Annotated in this window: 22 protein-coding genes; 8 read left to right on the forward strand and 14 right to left on the reverse strand. The window is 64.4% G+C overall.

The window, feature by feature from the left end; translation table 11 throughout:
• The 11 genes from C1A35_RS22310 to C1A35_RS22360 form a co-directional block, all read right to left on the reverse strand.
• Positions 1-485: isocitrate/isopropylmalate family dehydrogenase (locus C1A35_RS22310; protein WP_234822952.1), on the reverse strand; the 485-nt coding region annotated here is incomplete at its 3' end.
• A 75-nt stretch (positions 486-560) separates the two neighbouring features.
• Positions 561-785: a hypothetical protein gene (locus C1A35_RS22315; protein ID WP_104666463.1), complete on the reverse strand. Its 225-nt coding sequence runs from the start codon at positions 783-785 to the stop codon at positions 561-563.
• The gene (locus tag C1A35_RS22320; RefSeq protein ID WP_104666464.1) at positions 782-2,173 is read right to left on the reverse strand and encodes an amidase; all 1,392 of its coding nucleotides are present in this window, start codon (positions 2,171-2,173) and stop codon (positions 782-784) included. Before C1A35_RS22320 ends, C1A35_RS22315 begins: the two co-directional genes overlap by 4 nt.
• Before the next feature lie 10 nt (positions 2,174-2,183).
• Complete coding sequence (locus C1A35_RS22325; protein WP_104666465.1) at positions 2,184-3,158, reverse strand: ABC transporter ATP-binding protein; 975 nt, start codon at positions 3,156-3,158, stop codon at positions 2,184-2,186.
• Entirely contained in the window at positions 3,155-4,171 is a 1,017-nt protein-coding gene (locus C1A35_RS22330; protein ID WP_104666466.1) for an ABC transporter ATP-binding protein, read from the reverse strand. The genes C1A35_RS22325 and C1A35_RS22330 overlap by 4 nt, the downstream gene beginning before the upstream one ends.
• Positions 4,168-5,028: an ABC transporter permease gene (locus C1A35_RS22335; RefSeq protein WP_104666467.1), complete on the reverse strand. Its 861-nt coding sequence runs from the start codon at positions 5,026-5,028 to the stop codon at positions 4,168-4,170. The genes C1A35_RS22330 and C1A35_RS22335 overlap by 4 nt, the downstream gene beginning before the upstream one ends.
• A complete protein-coding gene (locus C1A35_RS22340; protein WP_104666468.1) occupies positions 5,028-5,978 on the reverse strand; it encodes an ABC transporter permease in 951 nt (316 codons plus the stop codon). The genes C1A35_RS22335 and C1A35_RS22340 overlap by 1 nt, the downstream gene beginning before the upstream one ends.
• Before the next feature lie 98 nt (positions 5,979-6,076).
• Positions 6,077-7,552 carry an ABC transporter substrate-binding protein gene (locus C1A35_RS22345; RefSeq protein WP_104666469.1) on the reverse strand — a complete coding sequence of 492 codons (1,476 nt, stop codon included), beginning with the start codon at positions 7,550-7,552 and terminating at the stop codon, positions 6,077-6,079.
• A gap of 56 nt (positions 7,553-7,608) precedes the next feature.
• Positions 7,609-8,355, reverse strand: coding sequence for a glucose 1-dehydrogenase (locus tag C1A35_RS22350; RefSeq protein WP_104666470.1), 747 nt, complete (start codon positions 8,353-8,355; stop codon positions 7,609-7,611).
• 61 nt (positions 8,356-8,416) lie between these two features.
• Entirely contained in the window at positions 8,417-9,862 is a 1,446-nt protein-coding gene (locus C1A35_RS22355; protein WP_104666471.1) for an aldehyde dehydrogenase family protein, read from the reverse strand.
• Positions 9,859-10,542, reverse strand: coding sequence for a GntR family transcriptional regulator (locus tag C1A35_RS22360; RefSeq protein ID WP_104666472.1), 684 nt, complete (start codon positions 10,540-10,542; stop codon positions 9,859-9,861). Before C1A35_RS22360 ends, C1A35_RS22355 begins: the two co-directional genes overlap by 4 nt.
• 201 nt (positions 10,543-10,743) lie before the next feature.
• Between C1A35_RS22360 and C1A35_RS22365 the strand changes: the two genes are divergently transcribed.
• Positions 10,744-11,496 carry a DUF599 domain-containing protein gene (locus tag C1A35_RS22365; protein ID WP_440271555.1) on the forward strand — a complete coding sequence of 251 codons (753 nt, stop codon included), beginning with the start codon at positions 10,744-10,746 and terminating at the stop codon, positions 11,494-11,496.
• A gap of 78 nt (positions 11,497-11,574) precedes the next feature.
• A complete protein-coding gene (locus C1A35_RS22370) occupies positions 11,575-11,955 on the forward strand; it encodes a DUF427 domain-containing protein (RefSeq protein WP_104666474.1) in 381 nt (126 codons plus the stop codon).
• A gap of 69 nt (positions 11,956-12,024) precedes the next feature.
• Here the strand turns inward: C1A35_RS22370 and C1A35_RS22375 are convergent, their stop codons facing one another.
• On the reverse strand, positions 12,025-12,936 hold the full coding sequence (locus C1A35_RS22375) for a LysR family transcriptional regulator (protein ID WP_104666475.1): 912 nt from the start codon (positions 12,934-12,936) through the stop codon (positions 12,025-12,027).
• A gap of 91 nt (positions 12,937-13,027) precedes the next feature.
• Between C1A35_RS22375 and C1A35_RS22380 the strand changes: the two genes are divergently transcribed.
• Positions 13,028-13,987, forward strand: coding sequence for an MBL fold metallo-hydrolase (locus C1A35_RS22380; protein WP_104666476.1), 960 nt, complete (start codon positions 13,028-13,030; stop codon positions 13,985-13,987).
• A gap of 22 nt (positions 13,988-14,009) precedes the next feature.
• Here the strand turns inward: C1A35_RS22380 and C1A35_RS22385 are convergent, their stop codons facing one another.
• On the reverse strand, positions 14,010-14,579 hold the full coding sequence (locus C1A35_RS22385; RefSeq protein ID WP_104666477.1) for a helix-turn-helix domain-containing protein: 570 nt from the start codon (positions 14,577-14,579) through the stop codon (positions 14,010-14,012).
• Positions 14,580-14,785: 206 nt separating this feature from the next.
• Here C1A35_RS22385 and C1A35_RS22390 point away from each other — a divergent pair, with 206 nt between their 5' ends.
• Positions 14,786-15,919 carry an aminotransferase gene (locus tag C1A35_RS22390; RefSeq protein ID WP_104666478.1) on the forward strand — a complete coding sequence of 378 codons (1,134 nt, stop codon included), beginning with the start codon at positions 14,786-14,788 and terminating at the stop codon, positions 15,917-15,919.
• 6 nt (positions 15,920-15,925) lie between these two features.
• On the opposite strand, the gene C1A35_RS22395 is transcribed toward C1A35_RS22390, so the two are convergent.
• Positions 15,926-16,651 carry a glutathione S-transferase gene (locus C1A35_RS22395; RefSeq protein ID WP_104666479.1) on the reverse strand — a complete coding sequence of 242 codons (726 nt, stop codon included), beginning with the start codon at positions 16,649-16,651 and terminating at the stop codon, positions 15,926-15,928.
• A gap of 153 nt (positions 16,652-16,804) precedes the next feature.
• On the opposite strand from C1A35_RS22395, the gene C1A35_RS22400 reads away from it, so the two are divergent.
• The 4 genes from C1A35_RS22400 to C1A35_RS22415 all read left to right on the forward strand — a co-directional run bounded on the left by C1A35_RS22400 (position 16,805) and on the right by C1A35_RS22415 (position 20,337).
• Positions 16,805-17,806 carry a LacI family DNA-binding transcriptional regulator gene (locus tag C1A35_RS22400; protein ID WP_104666480.1) on the forward strand — a complete coding sequence of 334 codons (1,002 nt, stop codon included), beginning with the start codon at positions 16,805-16,807 and terminating at the stop codon, positions 17,804-17,806.
• Between the two features lie 150 nt (positions 17,807-17,956).
• The gene (locus C1A35_RS22405) at positions 17,957-18,991 is read left to right on the forward strand and encodes a sterol desaturase family protein (RefSeq protein ID WP_104666481.1); all 1,035 of its coding nucleotides are present in this window, start codon (positions 17,957-17,959) and stop codon (positions 18,989-18,991) included.
• A gap of 8 nt (positions 18,992-18,999) precedes the next feature.
• Positions 19,000-19,311 carry a MocE family 2Fe-2S type ferredoxin gene (locus C1A35_RS22410; RefSeq protein ID WP_077963514.1) on the forward strand — a complete coding sequence of 104 codons (312 nt, stop codon included), beginning with the start codon at positions 19,000-19,002 and terminating at the stop codon, positions 19,309-19,311.
• Between the two features lie 81 nt (positions 19,312-19,392).
• A complete protein-coding gene (locus tag C1A35_RS22415) occupies positions 19,393-20,337 on the forward strand; it encodes a substrate-binding domain-containing protein (protein ID WP_104666482.1) in 945 nt (314 codons plus the stop codon).
• Positions 20,338-20,430: the final 93 nt, after the last annotated feature.

Below are 20,430 nucleotides of genomic sequence, written 5' to 3' on the forward strand. Positions count from 1 at the left end.
TGGGTGTCGATGCCGCGCTTCTGGCCGTTGCCGAGATCGATGATCTCCTTCGGCTCGCCGAAATAGACGCCGCCGGTCAGTTCGCGCACGATCAGGATGTCGAGGCCTTCGACCAGCTCGGGCTTCAGCGACGAGGCGTCCGCCAGTGCCGGGTAGCAGATTGCCGGACGCAGGTTGGCGAAGAGTTCGAGATCCTTGCGCAGGCGCAACAGGCCCGCTTCCGGGCGCACCTCGTAAGGCACCGCATCCCACTTCGGACCACCGACGGCGCCGAACAGCACCGCGTCGGCTGAAAGCGCCTTTGCCATGTCCTCTTCCGAGATCGCCTGGCCATGGGCGTCATAGGCCGAACCGCCGACCAGGCCCTCGTCGGTCACGAAGCCGGAGCCAAGCTCGGCGTTCATGTAGGCGATGATCTTGCGGACTTCCGCCATGGCTTCCGGGCCGATGCCGTCGCCGGGGAGGATGAAAAGCTTGCGGGCCATTGTCGGCACTCCTGTGGTTCTCAGTCTGATATCGAGCGGCATGGCCGCGTTGATGATGATGCGGGCGAGATCTGGCTAGGCCGGCTTCGCGCCTTCGATCTGGCCGATGCGTTCGCGCAGCGTGTTGGCGATGCTCTGCGAGCTCGGGGCGACGGCGATTTCGAGGCTCGCCTTGCCACCATCCACCTCGACCGCAAGCTTCGAAACGCTGACGCCGAGCCGGCGAACGATGTCGAGCAGCCGCGAAACGATGTTTTCGAGATCGCCGCTTTCGACGGTGTAGCGCATCGTGTCGGTCATGCCGCCACCTTCGGCCAGGGGCGCTGCTGAGGGCGCATGGTCTCAAAAGCGCGCGCAAGGCGAAGCACGCCGATGTCGTCGAACTGTTGGCCGATGATCTGCAGGCCGATCGGCAGGCCGCCTTCGGTGTAGCCGCAATTGATCGACACGGCCGGTTGTCCGCCCATGTTGACGGCGACGGTGAAGGCGATGTGTTCGAAAGGCTTCTGCGGATCGTTGACCGGCGACGCCCATTCGGCCGGGTAGGAAGCGGTCGGAGCGGTTGGCGACAGGATGAAATCGTAGCCGGAAAGGGCTGTGTGCAACGCGTTGCGCATCGCCTCGATCTGGGCAAAGCCGGTATAGACCTCGCGGCCGGAGAAGTTCTCGGCGGTTTTGATCCAGTCGAAGATGTAGGGCAGGATCTGCGCCTGTTTCTCCGGCGAAAGGCGCGAGACGTCTTCCCAGCCCCGGGCCCGCCAGAAGCGGTCGAGACCGTCGATCATTTCGCGGGTTAGGAACGGACCGACCGGCTCGATGATCGCGCCGGCGTCAGCGAAGAGCCGTGCCGCCTTTTTGACCGCCCGTTCGGTCTCTTCGGTGACCGCCTGGCCGAAGCCGGCGTCGAGCCAGAGGCCGATCTTCAGGCCCTTCACGCCACGATCGAGATCGAGCCAGGGAATGTCGGCATAGGGCAGGGCCATGGTGTCACGGGCGTCCGGTTTCGACAGCACCGACATGTAGAGCGCGGTGTCGGCGACGGTTCGCGTCATCGGCCCGGCGACGCGACCGATGAAGGGCGGGTTGATCGGCACGCGTCCCGCCGAAGGCTTCAGGCCGACGATGCCGCACCAGCCGGCCGGCAGGCGGACGGAGCCGCCGATATCCGTGCCGATGTGAAGCGGACCATAACCGGCTGCTGCCGCAGCACCCGCCCCGGCGCTCGATCCGCCGGGATTGGCAGAGAGGTCCCAGGGATTGCGGGCGAGCTTGTGGAAGCTCGAAAGACCCGAGGAGAGCATGCCGTAGTCGGGCATGGTGGTCTTGGCGAGCAGGATGCCACCCGCCTCGCGGGTGCGGGCTGCCGGCGGCGCATCGGCTGCGGCCGGCGTCAGCGATACGGCGGCGCAGCCGAGCGGCACGGCCGTGCCCTTCGTCGCGATGTTTTCCTTGATTGTCACCGGCACGCCATCGATCGCGCCGAGCGGTTCGCCCTTCGCCCAGCGTTCCTCCGATGCCCCTGCAGCCTTTCGCGCTTCGGTGGGATCATAGGCCCAGAGCGCGTTCAGCTTCGGCTCGGAGGCATCGATGCGGGCGATGACGGCGTCGGTCACCTCGACGGGAGAGAGCTTTTTCGAGCGGTAGGCCTCGACAAGGTCGATGGCGGAGAGATCGGCGAGTTCGGACATGGGGCACTTCCTAGGCAAAATGGCAGCGGGCGGACCAGGCCGGCGTCACCGGCTTGGCCTCAGGCGTACGGGTCAGACAGATCTCCTGCCTCACGGGGCAGACGGCGGCATAGGCGCAGCCGACTGCGGTCGTTGCGGTATGAACAGGCGTTTGCGGCGGGCCGTCGGAGCGCACGCGCTTGCGGCGCCCGGAAAAGGGTTTCGGCACGGCGGCGACCAGCGCCTGGGTATAGGGGTGGCGCGGGTTGTCGAAGACTGCAGCCGTCGGTCCTTCCTCGACGATGCGGCCGAGATGCATGACGGCGACCCGGTCGGTGATGGCACGCACGACGCCGAGATCGTGGCTGATGAACAGATAGGAGAGGCCGAGCTTTTCCTGCAGGTCCATCATCAGGTTCAGCACCTGCGCCTGGATCGAGACGTCGAGTGCGGAGACCGGCTCGTCGGCGACGATCAGCGCCGGCCGGGTGATCAGCGCCCGCGCGATGGCGATGCGCTGGCGCTGGCCGCCGGAGAACTCATGCGGGTACTTGTCGGCCGACGCCAGCGGCAGGCCGACCGCCTCCAGCACCTCGGCGATGCGCCGGTTGCGCTCGGCGGGCGCAGTCCCGCGCTCCAGCGACACGATCGGTTCGGAGATGATCGTGCGCACCGTATGGCGCGGATCGAGCGAGCCGTAGGGATCCTGGAAAATCGCCTGGAAGCCCTTGCGCGCCTCGCGCAGGCCCGAGCGGTCGAGCGCATAGATGTTGCGGCCGGCGATGTTGACCTCGCCCGATTGCGGGCGTTCCAGTCCCATGACGGCGCGCGCGAGCGTCGACTTGCCCGAGCCGCTCTCGCCGACGATGCCGAGGCTCCGGCCGGCGGCGAGTTCAACACTGACGCCGTGCAGCACGCGCAGGCGGCTCTGTTTCGAGAAGATCGACGGGCGCGGCAGGTCGTATTCGCGCACCAGATCGGTGGTCTTGAGGATCACCTCGCTCACGGGGCCACCATCCTTTCGCGCGGATGAAAGCAGGCGGCGCGATGTTCGACGTTGTCATCGGTGTTGATCAGGTCGAGCGCCGGGATCGCCTGCCGGCAGTCCGCCTGAGCATAGGAACAGCGCTCGGCGAAGGAACAGTGCGGCGGCCGGCCAAAGGGATCGGGAACGATGCCGGGGATGGCATTCAGCCGCGGCCGTCCTTGGCTTGGCTGTCGGTCTGCAAGTGCCGCGCCGTGCGGCGAAGCGGCAAAGAGGCCGCGCGCATAGGGATGCGCCATCCGGGCAAAGACATCGTCGGTGCGCCCGGTCTCGATGATGCGGCCGGCATACATGACCGCGATGCGGTCGGTCATCTCCGAGACGACGCCGAGATCGTGGGTGATCAGCATCAGCGCCGTACCGGTGTCTTCGATCAGTTCGTCGAGCAGGTCGAGGATCTGCGCCTGCACCGTCACGTCGAGTGCCGTCGTCGGCTCGTCGGCAATCAGGAGATCCGGTTCGCAGGCGATCGCCATTGCGATCATCACGCGCTGGCGCTGGCCGCCGGAGAGCTGATGCGGGTAGAGATCGAGATCGAAGCGCGGCGCCGGCAGGCCGACCCGGTCGAGCAACGCGCGGGCCTTCTTCTCGGCATCGGCCTTGCTTTCTCCAAGGTGCAGTCGCCGGCCCTCGGCGATCTGGGCGCCGATCGACTTGACGGGATTGAGCGCGGTCATCGGCTCCTGGAAGATCATCGCCATGCGTCGGCCGCGATAGCCGCAGTATTCGGCTTCGGACAGACCAGCCAGATTGCGTCCGTCGAAGGAAAGTTCGCCCCGCACCCGCATGCGCTGCGGCAACAGGCCCATGACGGCAAGTGCGGTCATGGATTTGCCGCTGCCGGATTCACCGACGATCCCGAGGCGTTCGCCGCGGTTGAGCTTAAGATCGATGTCGCAGACGATATCGACCCGGCTCGCGCCCGCGGAGAGTTCGACCGACATGCCGGCCATCTGAAGCAAGGGTTTCGTCATCGTTGCCGCCTCACGCGCGGATCGAGAATGTCGCGCAGGCCATCGCCGAGCAGATTGAGGCCGAGCACGGCGAAGGTGATCGCGAGCCCCGGGAAGATCGCGAGCCACGGCGCCTGGTAGATGAAGGTCTGGGCGTCGTTCAGCATCTTGCCCCAGCTCGGCATCGGCGGCTGCGTACCGAGGCCGACATAGGAGAGGCCGGCTTCGGCGACGATCGCGAGCGCGAACTGGATCGTCACCTGGACGAGCAGCACGTGGTTGATGTTGGGCAGGATGTGCAGAAGCGTGATCGACACGTCGCCACGGCCGGCGCAGCGGGCAGCCTGCACATATTCGCGCTTCCAGAGGCCCATCGAGGCGCCGCGGGTCACGCGGGCAAAGACCGGGATGTTGAAGATACCGATCGCGATCATCGCATTGGTGGCGCCGGGACCGAAGATGGCGGTGATGATGACGGCGGTCAAAAGTGCGGGGAAGGCGAAGGCGAGGTCGCTCATGCGCATCACAAGACCGTCGACCCAGCCGCCGCGGGCAGCCGCCCAGGCGCCGAGCGGCACGCCGATGCCGGCGCCGACGAGCACCGCGACGATCGACACCGAGATCGAGTTGCGGGCGCCGACCATGATCATCGACAGGATGTCGCGGCCGAAGTTGTCGGTGCCGAACCAGTGCGCGAGGCTCGGTCCCTGCAGCTTGTCACGGAAGTTCATCGCGGTCGGCGAATAGGGCGTCCAGACAAAGGAGATGAGCGCCATCGCCACGAGGATCAGGGTGACAGTGGTGCCGATCGTCAGGTTTCGGCTGCCGATGAGCTTGGAGATCAGGCCGGGTTCGGAGGTTGTTGCCGAGGTGGACATCAGTGGCCTCCTCGCGACAGCCGCGGATCCAGGTAGCCATAGACCAGATCGACGAGGAAATTGATGGTGATGACCGAAGCCGCAAGTAGCGTCACCAGCGTCTGCACGGTGACCAGGTCGCGCTGTGCGATCGCCTGGAACACGAGGCGGCCGATGCCCGGCAGGTTGAAGACGTTCTCGATGATGATCGTACCGGCAAGCAGGAAGGAAAACTGCAGCCCGATGATGGTGACGACCGGGATCAGCGCATTCGGCACGGCATGCTTCCAGAGCGCGCCGGAGCGGCTGAGCCCCTTGGCCCGGGCGGTGCGGATGAAATCCTCGCCGAGCGTCTCGATGACGGCGGAGCGGGTGACGCGCCCGAGAATGGCGGCAAGCGGCAGGCCGAGTGCGAGTGCCGGGAGAATGAGCGAATGCAGGCCGTTCCAGATGCCGCCTTCCCAGCCGGCAAAGCCGGAGGCCGGGAACCAGGCGAGCTTCAGCGCAAAGAGCAGGATGAAGAGCAGCGCCAGCCAGAAGTTGGGGATCGCGACGCCGACCTGGGCGATGCCCATGACGACGGTGTCGCCGGCCTTGCCGCGGTTGGCGGCGGCATAGACGCCGATGGCGATGGCGACGACGACGGAGATCGCCATGGAGAGCAGCGCCAGCGGCAGCGTCACAAGGATGCGCGGTCCGAGCAGCTCGCGGATCGGCACGGAGTAGGTGAGGCTCATGCCGAAATCACCGACGACGAAGCCGCCGATCCAGTGGAGGTAGCGGATCCAGATCGGCTGATCGAGGCCAAGCTGCCGGTGCAGCGCCGCGATCGCGTCGGCGTCGGCATTCATGCCGAGCATCAGCACCGCCGGGTCGCCCGGCAGCACCTGCATCAGCAGAAAGACGATGACTGAGGCAACCAGCGTCGTCAGGACGAGCGACACGAGGCGACCGCCAATGAAGGAAATCACATCAACCTCCCGGAAAGAGCGGGCGTTGACCGGCGCCGGGTGCGCCAGTCAACGGCAGGTCCGCGCCGACCCCTCGTGGAAGGGGCCGGTGCCATTCCTTAGTTTTCCCAATAGGTCTGGGTCTGGTCGTCGGCCGGCACCGGCATGTTCTTCCAGAGACCCTTCACCTTCTTGTTCCAGACGCCGATCTTCGGCAGCGCGTAGAGGAACACGTTCGGTTCGTCCGCTGCCAGCTTGCGCTGGAGCTGTCCGATCAGATCCATCTGCTCGGCTTCGGTCGAAGCGAGCGTGTAGGACTTGTAGAGCGCCTTGTATTCCGGGTTCTGGTAGTTGAAGTAGTACTTGTCGCGGGCGTAGATATCGAGGTCGCGGGCCTCCGCATGGGCGATGATCGTCGCGTCGAAGTTCGAGTTCTTGAACACCTGATCGAGCCATTGCGCGAACTCGATCGGCACGAGGTTCACCTTGACGCCGACTTCGGCAAGCATGGCCGCGATGATCTCGCCGCCACGGCGGGCATAGGCCGGCGGCGGCAGCATGATGGTGATCTCGAGGTTCTGAACGCCCGCTTCCTGCAGCAGTTGCTGCGCCTTGCCCGGATCATAGGGGTAGGTGTCGTTGAGATCGACGTAACCGGGCTCGACCGGCGAATAATGCGAGCCGATGGTCGTGCCGAAGCCCGAATACGTGCCTTCGACCAGCGCCTTGCGGTCGATCGCATGGGCGAGAGCCTGGCGGACGCGCACGTCGTCGAAGGGCTTCTTCGCATTGTTGAGCGCGAGCACCACCTTGCCCGAGGTGCTGCCGACCTCGACCTGCAGGTTCGGGTCGCTCTGGAACTGGCTGACCAGTTCTGCGGCCTGGAACATCGGGAAGGCATCGACGTTGCCGGCAAGAACGGCGGCGGCCGCCGCCGACGGGTCGCTGATGAACTTGAAGGTCACTTCGCTGAGCTTTGCCGGTTCGCCCCAGTAGTCGGCGTTCTTTTCAAGCACGACCTTGTCGCCCTTGGCCCATTCCTTGAACTTGAACGGGCCGGTGCCGACCGGCTTGGTCTTGTTGTCGGCGGCCGACGACGGCGCGATCATGACCGCGTCGCCCCAGGCCATGTTGAAGAGGAAATTCGAGGCGGGGCGCTTCAGGGTCACGACGGCGGTCGCCGGATCCGGGCATTCGGTCTTTTCGATCGGCTCGAACAGGCCCTTCTGCGCATTGGTGGAATCGGCCGAGACGGCGCGCTCGTAGGAGAACTTCACGACCGAGCAGTCGAATGCGGTGCCATCGTGGAACTTGACGCCCTGGCGAAGCTTGAAGCTGTAGGTCTTCTGGTCGTCGGAGATCGTCCAGCTCTCGGCGAGCAACGGCTTTACCGTGCCGTCCTCCACGACGCGGACGAGCCCTTCGAACAGGTTGCCGTAGGTGATGTAGCGGATCGGCGCTGCGGCGCCGGCGGTCGGGTCGAGGCCCGGCGGCTCCAGCACCTGGCCGACGGTGATCGTATCCTTGGCCATCGCCGTCGTCAGCGACGCGGCGATGAAGCACGAGGCAAGCGCCCATTTCGTCAAGTTCATCATGGTTCCCCCGCTTTGCGGTTTGGTTGTTTATGGTCCCAGTAAGTCAATCGAAGCAATCAGATCGAGCGGCCGCCGTCGACATCGAGCGCCACGCCGGTGATCATCGATGCCTGCGGCGAGGCGACGAAGAAGGCGGCCTCGGCAAGATCCTCGGGCTTCAGCAGGCGTCCGAGCGGAATGGAGTCGCGGAACTTCTTGCGGATCTCCTCGGTGTCCTCGCCCATGAAGGTCGAAAGCAGCGGCGTTTCGCCGGCGACCGGGTTGAGCGCGACGACGCGGATGTTGAAGGGCGCAAGCTCGATCGCCAGTGCCTTCGTGGCGGAGACCACCCAGCCCTTGGTCGCATTGTACCAGGCAAGGTTCGGACGCGGCCGGTTGGCGCCGGTCGACGCGACGTTGACGATGACGCCCGCCTTGTTGTCCTTCATGTGCGGCAGCAGCGCTCGCGTCATCAGGTAGACGCCGCGCACATTGACGCCGAGGATGCGGTCGAATTCGTCGGGCTCGACCAGTTCGGCATTCTGCGGCTTGTGGCCGATGCCGGCATTGTTGATCAGGATGTCGATGCGCCCGAACTTTTCGAGGCCGGCCGCTACGGCGGCTGCGACATCCGTTTCCTTGGCGATATCGGCGACCACGGCGAAGGCGTTCGCGCCAAGCGCCTTGGCGACGCGCTCTGCGCCCGTGGCATCACGATCGACGACGATGACCTTGGCGCCGCCCTCGACGAAGCGCTTCGCAATGCCCTCGCCAAAGCCCGAACCTGCGCCGGTGATGAGAGCGACTTTACCTTCTAGTGACACGTGTTTCTCCTCAGGCAATCATGGTTGGAGCGGGATGGAGCGGACACCGCCCCATCCCGTTCTAGCCGTGGTAGACAGAAATGGTTTTCATGCTGGCAAAGCCGTAGAGGGCCTCGAAACCCTTCTCGCGGCCATGACCGGATTTCTTGACGCCGCCGAAGGGCAGCTCGACGCCGCCGCCGGCGCCGTAGTTGTTGATGAACACCTGGCCGGCGTGCACTGCGCGCGCCAGGCGCAGCTGCCGTCCGCCGTCATTGGTCCAGACGCCGCAGACGAGGCCATAGGCGGTGCCGTTGGCAAGGCGGATCGCCTCCTCTTCGCCGTCGAACGGCATGATTACCTGCACCGGGCCGAAGATCTCTTCCTGCACCGTGCGGTGTTCGTGCGGCACGTCGCGCAGCAATGTCGGTGCGACATAGGCACCCTGCGAGGGCGCATCGGCGACGATCTGGCCCTGGGCCGCGACCTTCAGGCCATCCTTGGCGGCGTCTGCAAGGAAGCTCTCGATGATCGCCTTCTGCCTCGGCGAGACGACGGGACCGACCGCGAGGTCGCTGCCGGCCGGGCCGACCTTGAGCGCGCGGTAGCGTTCGCTCATGCGTGCCACCACCTCTTCGTAGACGGCGCGCTCGACGAGGATGCGCGACGAGGCCGAGCAGGTCTGGCCGGCGTTCTGGATGCCGGCATTGACAAGGAAGGGAACAGCGCGGTCGAGGTCCGCATCGGCAAAGACGATCTGCGCCGACTTGCCGCCGAGTTCGAGCGTCACCGGCACGGCGTTTTTCGCCGCAGCGGCCTGCACCATTTCGCCGGTGCGCACCGAGCCGGTGAACGAGATGTGGTTGACGTCAGGATGTTCCGAGAGGGCGGCACCCGCTTCCGAGCCGAAGCCGGTGACGATGTTGAGCGCGCCCGACGGCAGGCCCTCTTCCTCGGCGATGCGGGCAAACTCGAGGATCGTGAGGCAAGCCTCTTCCGCGGGCTTGACGACGGCGGCGTTGCCCATGGCAAGGGCTGCACCCAGGCTGCGGCCGAGGATCTGCATCGGATAGTTCCAGGGGATGATATGGCCGGTGACGCCGTGCGGCTCGTAGACCGTCAGGACGGTGAAGCCGTTCTGGTAGGGGATGGTGTCACCATGCACCTTGTCGGCGGCGCCGCCATAAAATTCGAGATAGCGGGAAAGCGCCACCACGTCGGCGCGCGCCTGCGTCAGCGGCTTGCCGACGTCGCGCGCCTCAAGCTCGGTCAAGAGGTCGATGTTGCGCAGCACGGCCGCCGAAATCCGGGTCAGCACCCGGCCGCGCTCGGTCGGCGTCATGCGTCCCCAGTCACCGGCAAGCGCTGCGCGGGCCGAACGCACGGCGAGATCGATATCGTCCCGGGTACCGCGGGCGATGCGTGCAAATTCCTGGCCGTTGGAAGGATCCCGCACCGGGATGAACTCGCCGCCCGTTGCGTCCTGCCACTTGTTCGCGATGAAATTGCCGTAGGTCTTCACAGTCATGCCTCTTCGTCAGTCCCGCGCTCTTCAAGCAGCGCCTTCAATCTCATGGCCGTCGCGTTGATATGGGCGCGGGCCAGTTTCTCGGATTCATCAAGGTTCCGTGCGGCGATCGCCTCGACGATCAGCCCGTGTTCGGCGACCGCCGTGCTTGCCCGTTCGCTGGAAAGCGAAAAGGCCGGCGCAAAGACCTGTGAGGTCATGCGCAGAAGCGGCCCGAGCGCTGCGAGCGACGCATTGCGCGAGGCACTGACAATCGCCTCGTGAAAGACGACATTGGACTGGGTATAGGCGCCGGGATCCCAGTTTTCGACGATCTTGCGCTGGCGCTCGACCTGCTTTGCCAGATCCTTGATTTCGGCCGCGGTTGCGCGTTCGGCGGCGTTGCGCGCCGCCACGCCGTCCATCGCCTCGCGCACCGCATAGGCGTCCAAGAGTTTCGGCAGGTCGGCCGTCGCCACGCGCACGCCGCTGCCCGGCTTGTTGACGACCAGCCCATCGCGCTCCAGCACCCGCAAGGCTTCGCGCAGCGGCGTGCGGCTTATGCCGAACTCGGCAGCGATCTTCTCCTGGCGGAGCGTCGCGCCGGGCGCATAGACGCCGGCATAGATACGTTCGCGAAGAGCCTGGGCCACTTCGTCGAGCAGGCGTGACTGGCTTCGCCATTCGAAGGATTGGTTCATCGATCCCTCCCAAGATCGAGGCAAATTGTATCCAGGATACAGGCCGTGTCAATCCGCTGATGGCATGTAAGTCCCAGGGATTAACGGGAAGCGCTCGCCACGCCTTCGCCTTCGGCAAATCTCGAACTGCACCGACGCGTTGACGCGCCGCTCGCCGCGGCTTCTATTAGGAACAGCTGTGATGGGAGGCTGGCCGTGCAGATGCTTGATTGGATTGCGATTATCCTGTTCCTCGTGACCTGGGCGGGGCTGGAGCCGATGATGGCGCTTGGCTGGCCGCGCCGGACTGACAGCCTGATGTTGGACATGGTGCGTGTCCGACAGGCGTGGATGCGCGAAGTGCTCACGCGGGACACCAACTTCATCGGCGACGCGGCCATCCTCGGTCACACGATCAATTCGGCGTCGTTCTTCGGTTCAGCCAATCTCATCGTCATCGTCGCCATGAGCAGCGCGCTTTTCATCCAGCCGACGATCGGCCTCCAGTCGGGCATCATCGCGATGTTCGCGCCGATCGAGCCGTTGTGGCTGTTTCAATGCAAGGTGCTGCTCGTCATGGCGACCTTGCTGCGCGGGCTGTCCGAATTCATCTGGGCTGTCCGGCAGATCAACTATTGCCTCGCGGCGATCGGAGCGAGCCCGTCGCGCGAAGAAGCCCGCGATATCGCCGCATGGGCCCACGCCCTGTCGCTGATGATCAATCCGGCCCTTCGCTCCTTCAGCCAGGGCGTCCGCTCCTATTACTTCACCGTTGCCGCCGCGCTCTGGTTCCTGGGGCCGATCGCCTTTCTTATCGCCATCGTCGGCTCGGTCGCGCTTCTCGTCTGGAGGCATAGCTGGTCGGATACAGCCAAGGGCGTCATGGAGGTGCGCAAGCTGCTCGACGAGAGCGATCAGGCGGCCGCGGCGGCAGAACCCTCAACAGCCGTCCGTACTCCGGCGGCAAACAGCTGAGGGTTTTTGGCGTGACCGGTTGGATTTGGCCGGCGAGGTAACCACCTAGTATCCGTAACGCTCTGGAGGCGATCGCCCATGTCCGACAAACCGATCAAGATTCCCGGTCCCGATCACCCGATCACCATCGCGCAAAACCCGGCGCGGGTCGTTGTCAAACTCGACGGTCGCGTCGTTGCCGACACGCGCAATGCACTGATTTTGCGGGAGGCGTCCCATCCGCCGGTGCAGTACATCCCACGTGAGGACGTCGACATGTCGTTGCTTGAGCGCACCGATCACGCATCCCACTGCCCCTACAAGGGCGACGCTTCCTATTACAGCATCACCATTGGCGGCGAGCGCGCGAAGAACGCCGTCTGGACTTACGAGGACCCGCACGCGGCGGTCGCCGAAATCCGAAACCGGGTGGCCTTCTATCCGGATCGGGTGGATACGATCGAAGAGCTTCGGCCCTAGGCGCGAAAGGGCGCCCCGCCGCCCGCGCGTCGCCGCGTGACGGTTGTTGGAAGCGGGAGCGGGGTGACCCTACTTGCTCCGGACCCGAAACGTCTCGCGCACCGCTTTTAGGAACTCCGTCACTTTCGGCAGGTCGCCCAGTTGCTGGTGGTAGAGGTAGTAGAGGGGCGTGGGCGGCCCGGACCATTCGGGAAGAACCGGGACAAGTCTTCCTGCCGCTACGCCGTCGGCGGCGAGCGCGTCGCTCAGCATGCCGATACCGAGACCTTCGGCGATCAGGCGTTCGCCGATCGCCGGATCGTCGACGACGATGGATGGCGGACGCTCGAGCGTGAAATGCCTTATGCCATCTGTCAGCACCCAGTGTGCCAGCTCCCGGCGCATGCGGGTCCGGTGGGCGATAAGCGCGACCTGCATCAGGTCCTCGGGCGCGGACAGCGCCAATCCGGCGCAATAGCCTGGTGCGGCATAGAGGCGCTGTTCGATCGTTCCGATTTTCCGGTAGATCATCTCGCTGTCGACGGGTTCGCCCATGCGCAGCGCCACGTCGACGCTCTCGCCGATCAGGTCGACATTGTGGTGCGTCGTCTGCAGGTCGACCTGGACGTCGGGGCAAAGCTGTGCATAGCGCTTCAGGATCGGCGGCAGAAAGGTGCGGGCAAAGGCGACCGATGTCGCCACCCGCAGGCGCCCACGCGCCGTGCCGTCGGCGGGTCCGAAACCGGCAATGCCGCGATCGATGAGCTCCACCGCCCCGCCGATCTGTTCCAGCAGATGGTTGCCCGCCTCGGTGAGCGAGACACGGCGCGTCGAACGCAACAAAAGCGCGACACCGAGCGCGGTCTCAAGCTCCTGCAGCCGTCGGCTGACCGTGCTTGGCGGAAGATGAAGGCGAAGCGCCGCTGAGGAAAAGCTCTCGGTACGGGCAACCTCGAGGAAAATCCGGAGGCTGTTGAGATCGGCAGACAGAGGAGATTTCATGCGTTTCCGGAACAATCACTTCCACGATCGCAGGATAATCGACCGACGGTTGAATTGATAGCGTCTCGGCATCCAATCGAAGGAGCCGATCATGACCACCCGCAGACAAGCCCTTGGCCTTCTCGCCGCCACCGCCCTCTTGCCGCTGGCGCCGCGGTTTGCCTTTTCCGCCGCGCCATTCTCGACCGTCGCCAATGCAGGTTACTATCGCTTCCGCTTCGGAAAGTTCGAAGTCACCGCCTTGTCGGACGGCACCCTGGCACTGCCGATGACGAAGATCTATCAGAACGAACCGGAAGGCGAGCTGCAGCGCAGACTGGACGCGAACTTCCTCGGCAAGGAGCCGCATCTGTCGATCAACGCCTATCTCGTCAACGACGGCGAACGGCTGGTGCTGATCGATGCCGGGTCGGGCGCCCTGCTCGGTGCCGCCGCCGGCAAGCTCTTGCGGCATCTCATCGCCTCCGGCTACCGGGCCGATCAGGTCGACGCGGTGATCCTGACCCACGTGCACGCCGACCACTCCGGCGGCCTGACCGTCGACGGCAAGCCGCAGTTTCCGAATGCGGAAATCCACCTTGCCGATCGCGAGTACCGGTACTGGATCGAGCAAGAGGGCGTGACGGGGATGACCGAGGCGCAGAAGACCGATTTCCAGCGGGCGCACGATGCCCTCGTTCCCTATATCGACGCCGGAAAAGTGAAGCGTTTCGCCGACAATGCGGACGTCTTGCCGAACCTTGGATCGACCTTGCGCGCCGGGCACACGCCCGGGCATTCATCCATCGTGCTGAAAGCGGATGACGGCCAGCGCCTCGTCTTCTGGGGCGACATCATCCACGGGGATTACATCCAGTTCGACACGCCTGACGTCTTCGTCAGCTTCGACGTCGACGGCACCGCCGCGGCAGCGACGCGTGCCGTGGCACTGGCGGATGCGGCCGATGGGCGATACCTCGTTGCCGGTGCGCATCTGCCATTCCCCGGCGTTGGCCATGTGGCGCGCGACGAGACGCTCTATCGCTTCGTCCCCTGGAACTACGTCGAGTAGCGGGTGGCAGCTTAGGCCTTGTCTACGAGATGACGTTGCGGACGAAGGTCACGACGTCGTCGCCGTCATTGATGTAGGCATAGGCCTGGGCCGAGCTGAAGACCGTGAAGGTGCCGCTTGCGTAGCGCTTGCGCTCGCCCGAGAGCTCCAGCGTCAGGGCGCCTTCCGTCACGAACAGCATCTCATGCCAGCCCTGCGGGTCGGGCTCGGCGTCGTAGCGTTCGCCGGGCGCCAGCGACCACAGCCACATCTGGGCTTCGCTCGCTGCCGGGGTGGATGCCAGCAGCCGCGCTTCGCTTTCCGCTTGGCGGCCGCGCCAGGTCGCCGCGTCGATATTGTCGCGGGAGTGACGCGACGGGTCCCGGACGAGATCGACGAAGCCGATATTCATCGCTGCCGCCAGCCTGTCGAGGCTCGAGAGGCTGATATTGGCGTCGCCCCCTTCGACCGCCACGATCATGCGCCGGCTGATGCCCGATGCCTCTGCCAATGCCGCCTGGCTCAATCCGGCTGCGAGCCGGATCCGCTTCAGGTTCTCGGCCACGTGGGACAAAACGTCGGATCGATCTTGACTGTGCAATATATTGCTCATAACGTCTTTCTACAGGGATCGAACACCAAATGCCACAGCCATTTCCAGGGGCTTCCGTCAGCGACGGCGGGCTGCTGCGGAGCCGTGTCGGCATCATCGGTTCATGTCACAGGAAACGGCAATTCTCAACGAGCGTGCCCCGCACGGTTTCGGTTCGGGCGCCGGCATGCCCGAACATGTCTCAAGAATTCGAAAGGACGCATGCCATGAAAATCCGCGACTTCGGCGTCGAGATCTGGATGAACCGCTACGAGAACCATTGCGAATGGAACCTCGCCGAGACCTGCGTCGAATCGCTGACCGTGGCGGAACTCCTGGATATGGCGGGCAAGACGGACGCTATCCTTTCCGAACTGCTGCCGCTGAAACTGACCTATGGCGCTATCGAGGGGTCCGAGCGGCTGCGCGGCCTGATCGCCGGCCTTTACGCGAAGCAGGCGATCGAAAACGTCGTCACCACCCACGGCGCGATCGGCGCCAATGCCCTTGTTCACGCGACGCTCGTCGAGCCGGGCGACCGGGTGATTTCGGTGCTGCCGACCTACCAGCAGCACTATTCGATCCCCGAGAGCTACGGTGCCGATACGCAGATCCTGAGATTGACCGAAGCGACCGGCTTCCTGCCCGATCTGGAGCAGCTGCGGCGGCTGGCGATCCCGGGTACAAAGCTTATCGCCATCAACAATCCCAACAATCCGACCGGCGCGCTGATGGACCGCGCCTATCTCGAAAGGATCGTCGCGATCGCGCGCGCCTCGGGCGCCTGGATCCTCTGCGACGAGGTCTATCGCGGCACGGATCAGCAGGGCGACGGGCTGACCGCGTCGATCGCCGACCTCTACGAAAAGGGCATCAGCACCGGCAGCATGTCGAAGACCTTTTCGCTCGCCGGCCTCAGGCTCGGCTGGATCGGCGCGCCTCCGGAACTGATCCGCGCCGTTTCGGTCCATCGCGATTACAACACCATCAGCGTCGGCATGCTCGACGATCACTTCGCGGCAATCGCGCTTGAGAACAAGGACAAGATTCTCGCCCGCAGCCAGAGCATCACCCGCACCAACCTCGCCATTCTCTCGGACTGGGTGGAGGAGGAGCCGCTGATCTCCTGGGTCAAGCCACAGTCGGGCACGACGGCGCTTCTGAAATACGACCTGCCGATGACATCCGAGGCCTTCTGCCTCGAACTGCTCCAGCGCACCGGCGTGATGTTCACGCCGGGCAGTGCGATGGACATGGAGGGCTACCTCCGGATCGGCTACGCCAACAATGAGGGCATCCTGCGCGAAGGGCTGAAGCGCGTCTCCGCGTTCTTGCGGGAGCAACAGGCGGCCGCTGCCTGAGGGGGCTCAGGGCGCGATATCCAGTTCCGGGTAACGGCGGAAGATACCGTCCTCGTTGAAGGCCAGCCGTCGCGATGAGGCGAGATAGGCGGCGATGTTCGGCCGGGCTTTCACCGAGGCATGCAGTTTCATGAGGTTCGGGTAGCTCTCCTCATAGTGCCGCATCGCCTTGGCAAAGGCATAGCGGAGCCCCTCGATCACCTGGAACAGCGATAGGTCGACATAGGTGGTGGTGCGGCCTACTGCATGTCCGCCGCCCTCAGGGTTTTGCGCGAGAATCCGCTCGAAGTAACCGAGATACTTCGGGATGCGGTTGGTGACGAATTCGAATGCGCGATCCCTAGCCTCCGCCTTCTGCTCCTCATAATATTTCGAAGTCGCGATCGGATGGTGCGTGTCATGCACTTCGGCGATGAAGTCGGTGACGGTGAGCTGCAGGCCGTTGGCAAAGCACCGCAGCGCCTCATCGTCAGGCGCAAGGCCGACCTTGGGGCCGAGGTAGAAGAGGATGTTGGCCACATGCGAGATGGTCTGGTCGCCGTCTCGCAGGAAGGGCGGCGCAAAGGGCACGTACGCCTCGGTGGTGCTCTCCATCCGTTTCAGCATCTCACTGGTGCCGCGGCCCGTCGCGCGCGTGACATCGACGTAATCGGCGCCGGCGTCCTCGAGTGCCAGCCGGACAAATTCACCGCGCCCCTGGATGCCGTCCCAGTAGTACAATTCATAGGTCATGATGCCTCGATCCCGTTCTGCATACCCGGTTGATATAGGCGCCGCGGCAGCGGTGGCGAGGGGAGGCCCGACTTCGACGCGTGCTCTGTCGAACAGGGCCGGTCCCATGCTAAGGCGCTATGAACACGTGCGGTCGGTTGGGGGTAAGTCTGGGTGAGCAAACCGAACTATCGCGACATTGCCGAACTCGCGGGCGTCGGAACCGCGACGGTCGAGCGGGTTTTGAACGGGCGCGGCGGCGTTCGTCCGGAACTGGTGGAAAAAGTGGTCGTGGCCGCGCGCGCGCTCGCCTATCCGCGAACCCTTCCCGATGCCCATCGCGGGCTGCTGCGCATCGACGTGCTGATGGTCCGTCCGGAGACGACCTTCTATCGCCGCCTGTCCCAGGCGTTCCAGCGCATCGCCGAGACGCTCGACCCGCTCGTCGTCGTGCATCGCAGTTTTGCCGAGGAAATGAAGCCGGAAGAGATAGCCAGGCGCATCCTTTCAACGGAGGTCAGCCGCGCCGGATTGATCCTCGCCGTGCCGAACCATCCGCTGATCAGCGCCGCCGTCGAAGCCGTAATCGCGCGCGGCGTGCCTGTTGTCCACGTCGTGACAAGGGCCTCGGACAGGTTGGGCGAATTCGTCGGCATCGACAACCACGCAGCCGGACGGACGGCGGCACTCTTCATCGCGCGCATGGCGCGCCGAGCCGGACCCGTCGTCGCCCTCTGCCACCCGATCTACCAGGTCCATCGCGATCGGCTCAGCGGCTTTTCCGACTACTTCGCGACGCATCCGGGCGAGCGCCAGTTCGAGTGGCTGGGCTTCACCCGCGACGAGGAGCACTACGGCGCCGAAGCGCTGCGGTCCGCGCTCGAGATGTATCCTGATATGGCCGGGCTCTACAATGCCGGCGGCGCCAACGCGGCGCTGATAGACGTGCTTCGCCGCCACAAGCGCGGAAGTGAGATCTTCTTCGTCGGCCATGAACTGACCGACTATACGCGCAAGGCGCTTGGCGACGGCATCATGGATGTGGTGCTCGACCAGGCGCCCGAGGCGCAGGCTCGTCGCTCGCTAGACCTGATGCTGCGCCGGATCGGGCTTTCCGAGATGGAGCCGGACACCGCGCCCATTCGCTTCATCACCATCACCGCCGAGAGCCTTTGATCTGATTTGATCAAACAAGGCTTCGCCGTCCCAAGCGCCTCCTGCTAGATTTTTGTCAAGAAGGAGAGTGCGGATCCGAGGCAACCGGACAGTCTTCTCCTTCATCGGAATTTGGGCGGAGCGCACGCGGTCCGCCGGGAGGAGAGCGCCATGGACGATCTGAAGTATGGAACCCGCAACAAGCGCGGCGACTGGGCGCCGAACGAGCCGATCGAAACGGCACCGCTGTTTGCTTTCCCACCAAAACTGCTGGCGCTCATCAAGTGGCTGCCGCATTATTTCTTTCCGTGGAACGCGATCTTCGCCGCTTCCGCCGTCGCCTACTGGGCCTGGGTGATCCCGCCGGTCGAGACGATGCAGAGCCTGAGCTTCGGCTGGATCGCCTGGCTCTATGTCGTCAACGCGGCTTGCGTCTTCCTGTTCTACGGCGCTTTCGAACTGCATCTCTATGTGCTGAAGCGACAGGAAACGCGCTTCAAGTACAATGGCAAGTTCCCGGCCGAGCAGAAGAGCAAGGCCTTCTGGTTCGAAAGCCAGAACCTCGACAACATCCTGCGCACGTTCCTCTCAGGCGTCACCATCTGGACCGCCGTCGAAGTCGCCATGCTCTTTGCCTATGCCAATGGCTACGCGCCGTGGCTCACCTTCGCCGACAACCCCTGGACGCTCGCTTTGGTCGCGCTCGTCGTGCCAATCATCCACGAGTTCCACTTCTTCTGCATTCATCGGCTCATCCACACGCCGTTCCTCTACAAGTGGGTGCATTCGGTCCACCACAATTCGGTGAACCCGTCGCCGTGGTCGTCGCTGTCGATGCATCCGGTCGAGCACCTGCTCTATTTCGGCACCGCCTTCTATCACCTGGTCCTGCCGTCCAACCCGGTCCTGATGCTCTACCAGCTTCACTATGCGGGCTTCGGCGCCATTCCCGGCCATGTCGGCTTCGACAAGGTCGAGGTCGGCGAAGAGACGCTGGTCGATAGCCACGCCTATGCGCATTACCTGCACCACAAATATTTCGAGGTGAACTACGGCGATGCCCTGATCCCGCTCGATCGCTGGTTCGGCACCTGGCACGACGGTTCCAAGGAGGGCGAGGCGCGGATGCAGGAACGCTACCGCAAGCGCAAGGAAAAACTCGCTCGCCGCAAGGCACGCAACACCATCGGGGAGGCAGCAGAATGAGCAACGTGATCACCTGGGTTCCGGCTTGCAAGCTGGACGACATCGAACAGGAAGGGGCGATCCGCTTCGACCATGGCGGCCGCACCTACGCGATCTACCGCGGCCCCGACGACAGCGTCTATTGCACCGCCGGTCTCTGCACCCACGAAGCCATCCATCTCGCCGATGGGTTGGTGATGGACTACGAGGTGGAATGTCCCAAGCATTCCGGTGCCTTCGACTATCGCACCGGTGAAGCCATCAGGCTTCCGGCCTGCGAGAATCTCAAGACCTATCCCGCCGAAATCGTCGACGGGGAGGTCCGCGTGGCCCTCGGCTGAGGTCGAGCACGCAAGCACTGACCGGGCCCGCGGGGCCCCCGGAATGCGCTCGGGTGATCCGGCACCCATCGGGAGGAAATCATGAAATCCATGTGCCTGGCGGCAGCGCTTGCCGCCTTGTTGGGAAGTGCTGCCTCGGCGGAGACGATCGGCGTCTCGATGCAGAGCTTTGACAACAACTTCCAGACCCTGCTTCGTGAAGGCATAAGCGCCCGGGCGTCTGAAGCCGGCGGTGTCAGTGTTCAGATCGAGGACGCCCAGACCGACATCTCCAAGCAGCTCAACCAGGTCAACAACTTCATCGCGTCCGGCGTCGACGCGATCATCACGACGCTCGCCGATACCTCGGCCGCGCCCGGCATCAGCGAGGCGGCGGAGAAGGCCGGTATCCCGCTCGTCTATCTCAACCTTGAGCCTGACAATGTCGCCAGACTGCCGCAAAAGCAGGCCTATGTCGGCAGCCGGGAGACCGATTCCGGCAAGCTGGGCGCGGAAGCTGCCTGCTCACTGCTGAAGGAAAAGGGCAAGGCCGGCGATGCGCAGGTCTATATCCTGATGGGCGACCTTGCCCACCAGGCCTCGCGCGATCGCACCTCGTCGTTCAAGGAAACGTTGGCTGCCGGCGACTGCAAGGGCGTGACGATCGCCGACGAACAATCGGCCGCCTGGACGCGAACCACTGCGATGGATCTCACCACCAACTGGATCACCGCCGGTCGGCCGATCGACGTGGTCTTTGCCAACAATGACGAAATGGCGATCGGCGCCATCCAGGCGCTCAAGGCCGCCGGCGTGTCGATGGACGACGTGATCGTGGTCGGCATCGATGCGACGCAGGATGGCCTTGCCGCCATGGCCGCCGGCGATCTCGATGCGACGGTGTTCCAGAACGCCAGGGGCCAGTCGGCAAGTGCGCTCGATGCCGCCGTTGCGCTGGCGCGCGGCAAGACCGTCGAACGCGAAGTGATGGTTCCCTTCGAGCTCGTCACGCCCAGGAACATGGCCGACTACGCGACCCGCAACTGATCCTCCGACTGCATGTTTTTGTCCTTTGCCGTAGCCGGTCGAAGGACAGAAACATGCGGGAGTTCAAAAGTTCTGCAGCGACCTTGGCGCGTC

The organism is Ensifer adhaerens (assembly GCF_002940685.1).
Classification (GTDB): Bacteria; Pseudomonadota; Alphaproteobacteria; order Rhizobiales; family Rhizobiaceae; genus Ensifer; species Ensifer adhaerens_E.

What these genes read in the sequence shown, in the direction of transcription:
- C1A35_RS22315 (WP_104666463.1), bottom strand. Translation starts at nt 785, where the DNA reads ATGACCGACACGATGCGCTACACCGTCGAAAGCGGCGATCTCGAAAAC.
- C1A35_RS22320 (WP_104666464.1), bottom strand. Translation starts at nt 2,173, where the DNA reads ATGTCCGAACTCGCCGATCTCTCCGCCATCGACCTTGTCGAGGCCTAC.
- C1A35_RS22330 (WP_104666466.1), bottom strand. Translation starts at nt 4,171, where the DNA reads ATGACGAAACCCTTGCTTCAGATGGCCGGCATGTCGGTCGAACTCTCC.
- C1A35_RS22335 (WP_104666467.1), bottom strand. Translation starts at nt 5,028, where the DNA reads ATGTCCACCTCGGCAACAACCTCCGAACCCGGCCTGATCTCCAAGCTC.
- C1A35_RS22345 (WP_104666469.1), bottom strand. Translation starts at nt 7,552, where the DNA reads ATGATGAACTTGACGAAATGGGCGCTTGCCTCGTGCTTCATCGCCGCG.
- C1A35_RS22355 (WP_104666471.1), bottom strand. Translation starts at nt 9,862, where the DNA reads ATGACTGTGAAGACCTACGGCAATTTCATCGCGAACAAGTGGCAGGAC.
- C1A35_RS22360 (WP_104666472.1), bottom strand. Translation starts at nt 10,542, where the DNA reads ATGAACCAATCCTTCGAATGGCGAAGCCAGTCACGCCTGCTCGACGAA.
- C1A35_RS22365 (WP_440271555.1), top strand. Translation starts at nt 10,744, where the DNA reads ATGCTTGATTGGATTGCGATTATCCTGTTCCTCGTGACCTGGGCGGGG.
- C1A35_RS22370 (WP_104666474.1), top strand. Translation starts at nt 11,575, where the DNA reads ATGTCCGACAAACCGATCAAGATTCCCGGTCCCGATCACCCGATCACC.
- C1A35_RS22375 (WP_104666475.1), bottom strand. Translation starts at nt 12,936, where the DNA reads ATGAAATCTCCTCTGTCTGCCGATCTCAACAGCCTCCGGATTTTCCTC.
- C1A35_RS22380 (WP_104666476.1), top strand. Translation starts at nt 13,028, where the DNA reads ATGACCACCCGCAGACAAGCCCTTGGCCTTCTCGCCGCCACCGCCCTC.
- C1A35_RS22385 (WP_104666477.1), bottom strand. Translation starts at nt 14,579, where the DNA reads ATGAGCAATATATTGCACAGTCAAGATCGATCCGACGTTTTGTCCCAC.
- C1A35_RS22390 (WP_104666478.1), top strand. Translation starts at nt 14,786, where the DNA reads ATGAAAATCCGCGACTTCGGCGTCGAGATCTGGATGAACCGCTACGAG.
- C1A35_RS22395 (WP_104666479.1), bottom strand. Translation starts at nt 16,651, where the DNA reads ATGACCTATGAATTGTACTACTGGGACGGCATCCAGGGGCGCGGTGAA.
- C1A35_RS22405 (WP_104666481.1), top strand. Translation starts at nt 17,957, where the DNA reads ATGGACGATCTGAAGTATGGAACCCGCAACAAGCGCGGCGACTGGGCG.
- C1A35_RS22415 (WP_104666482.1), top strand. Translation starts at nt 19,393, where the DNA reads ATGAAATCCATGTGCCTGGCGGCAGCGCTTGCCGCCTTGTTGGGAAGT.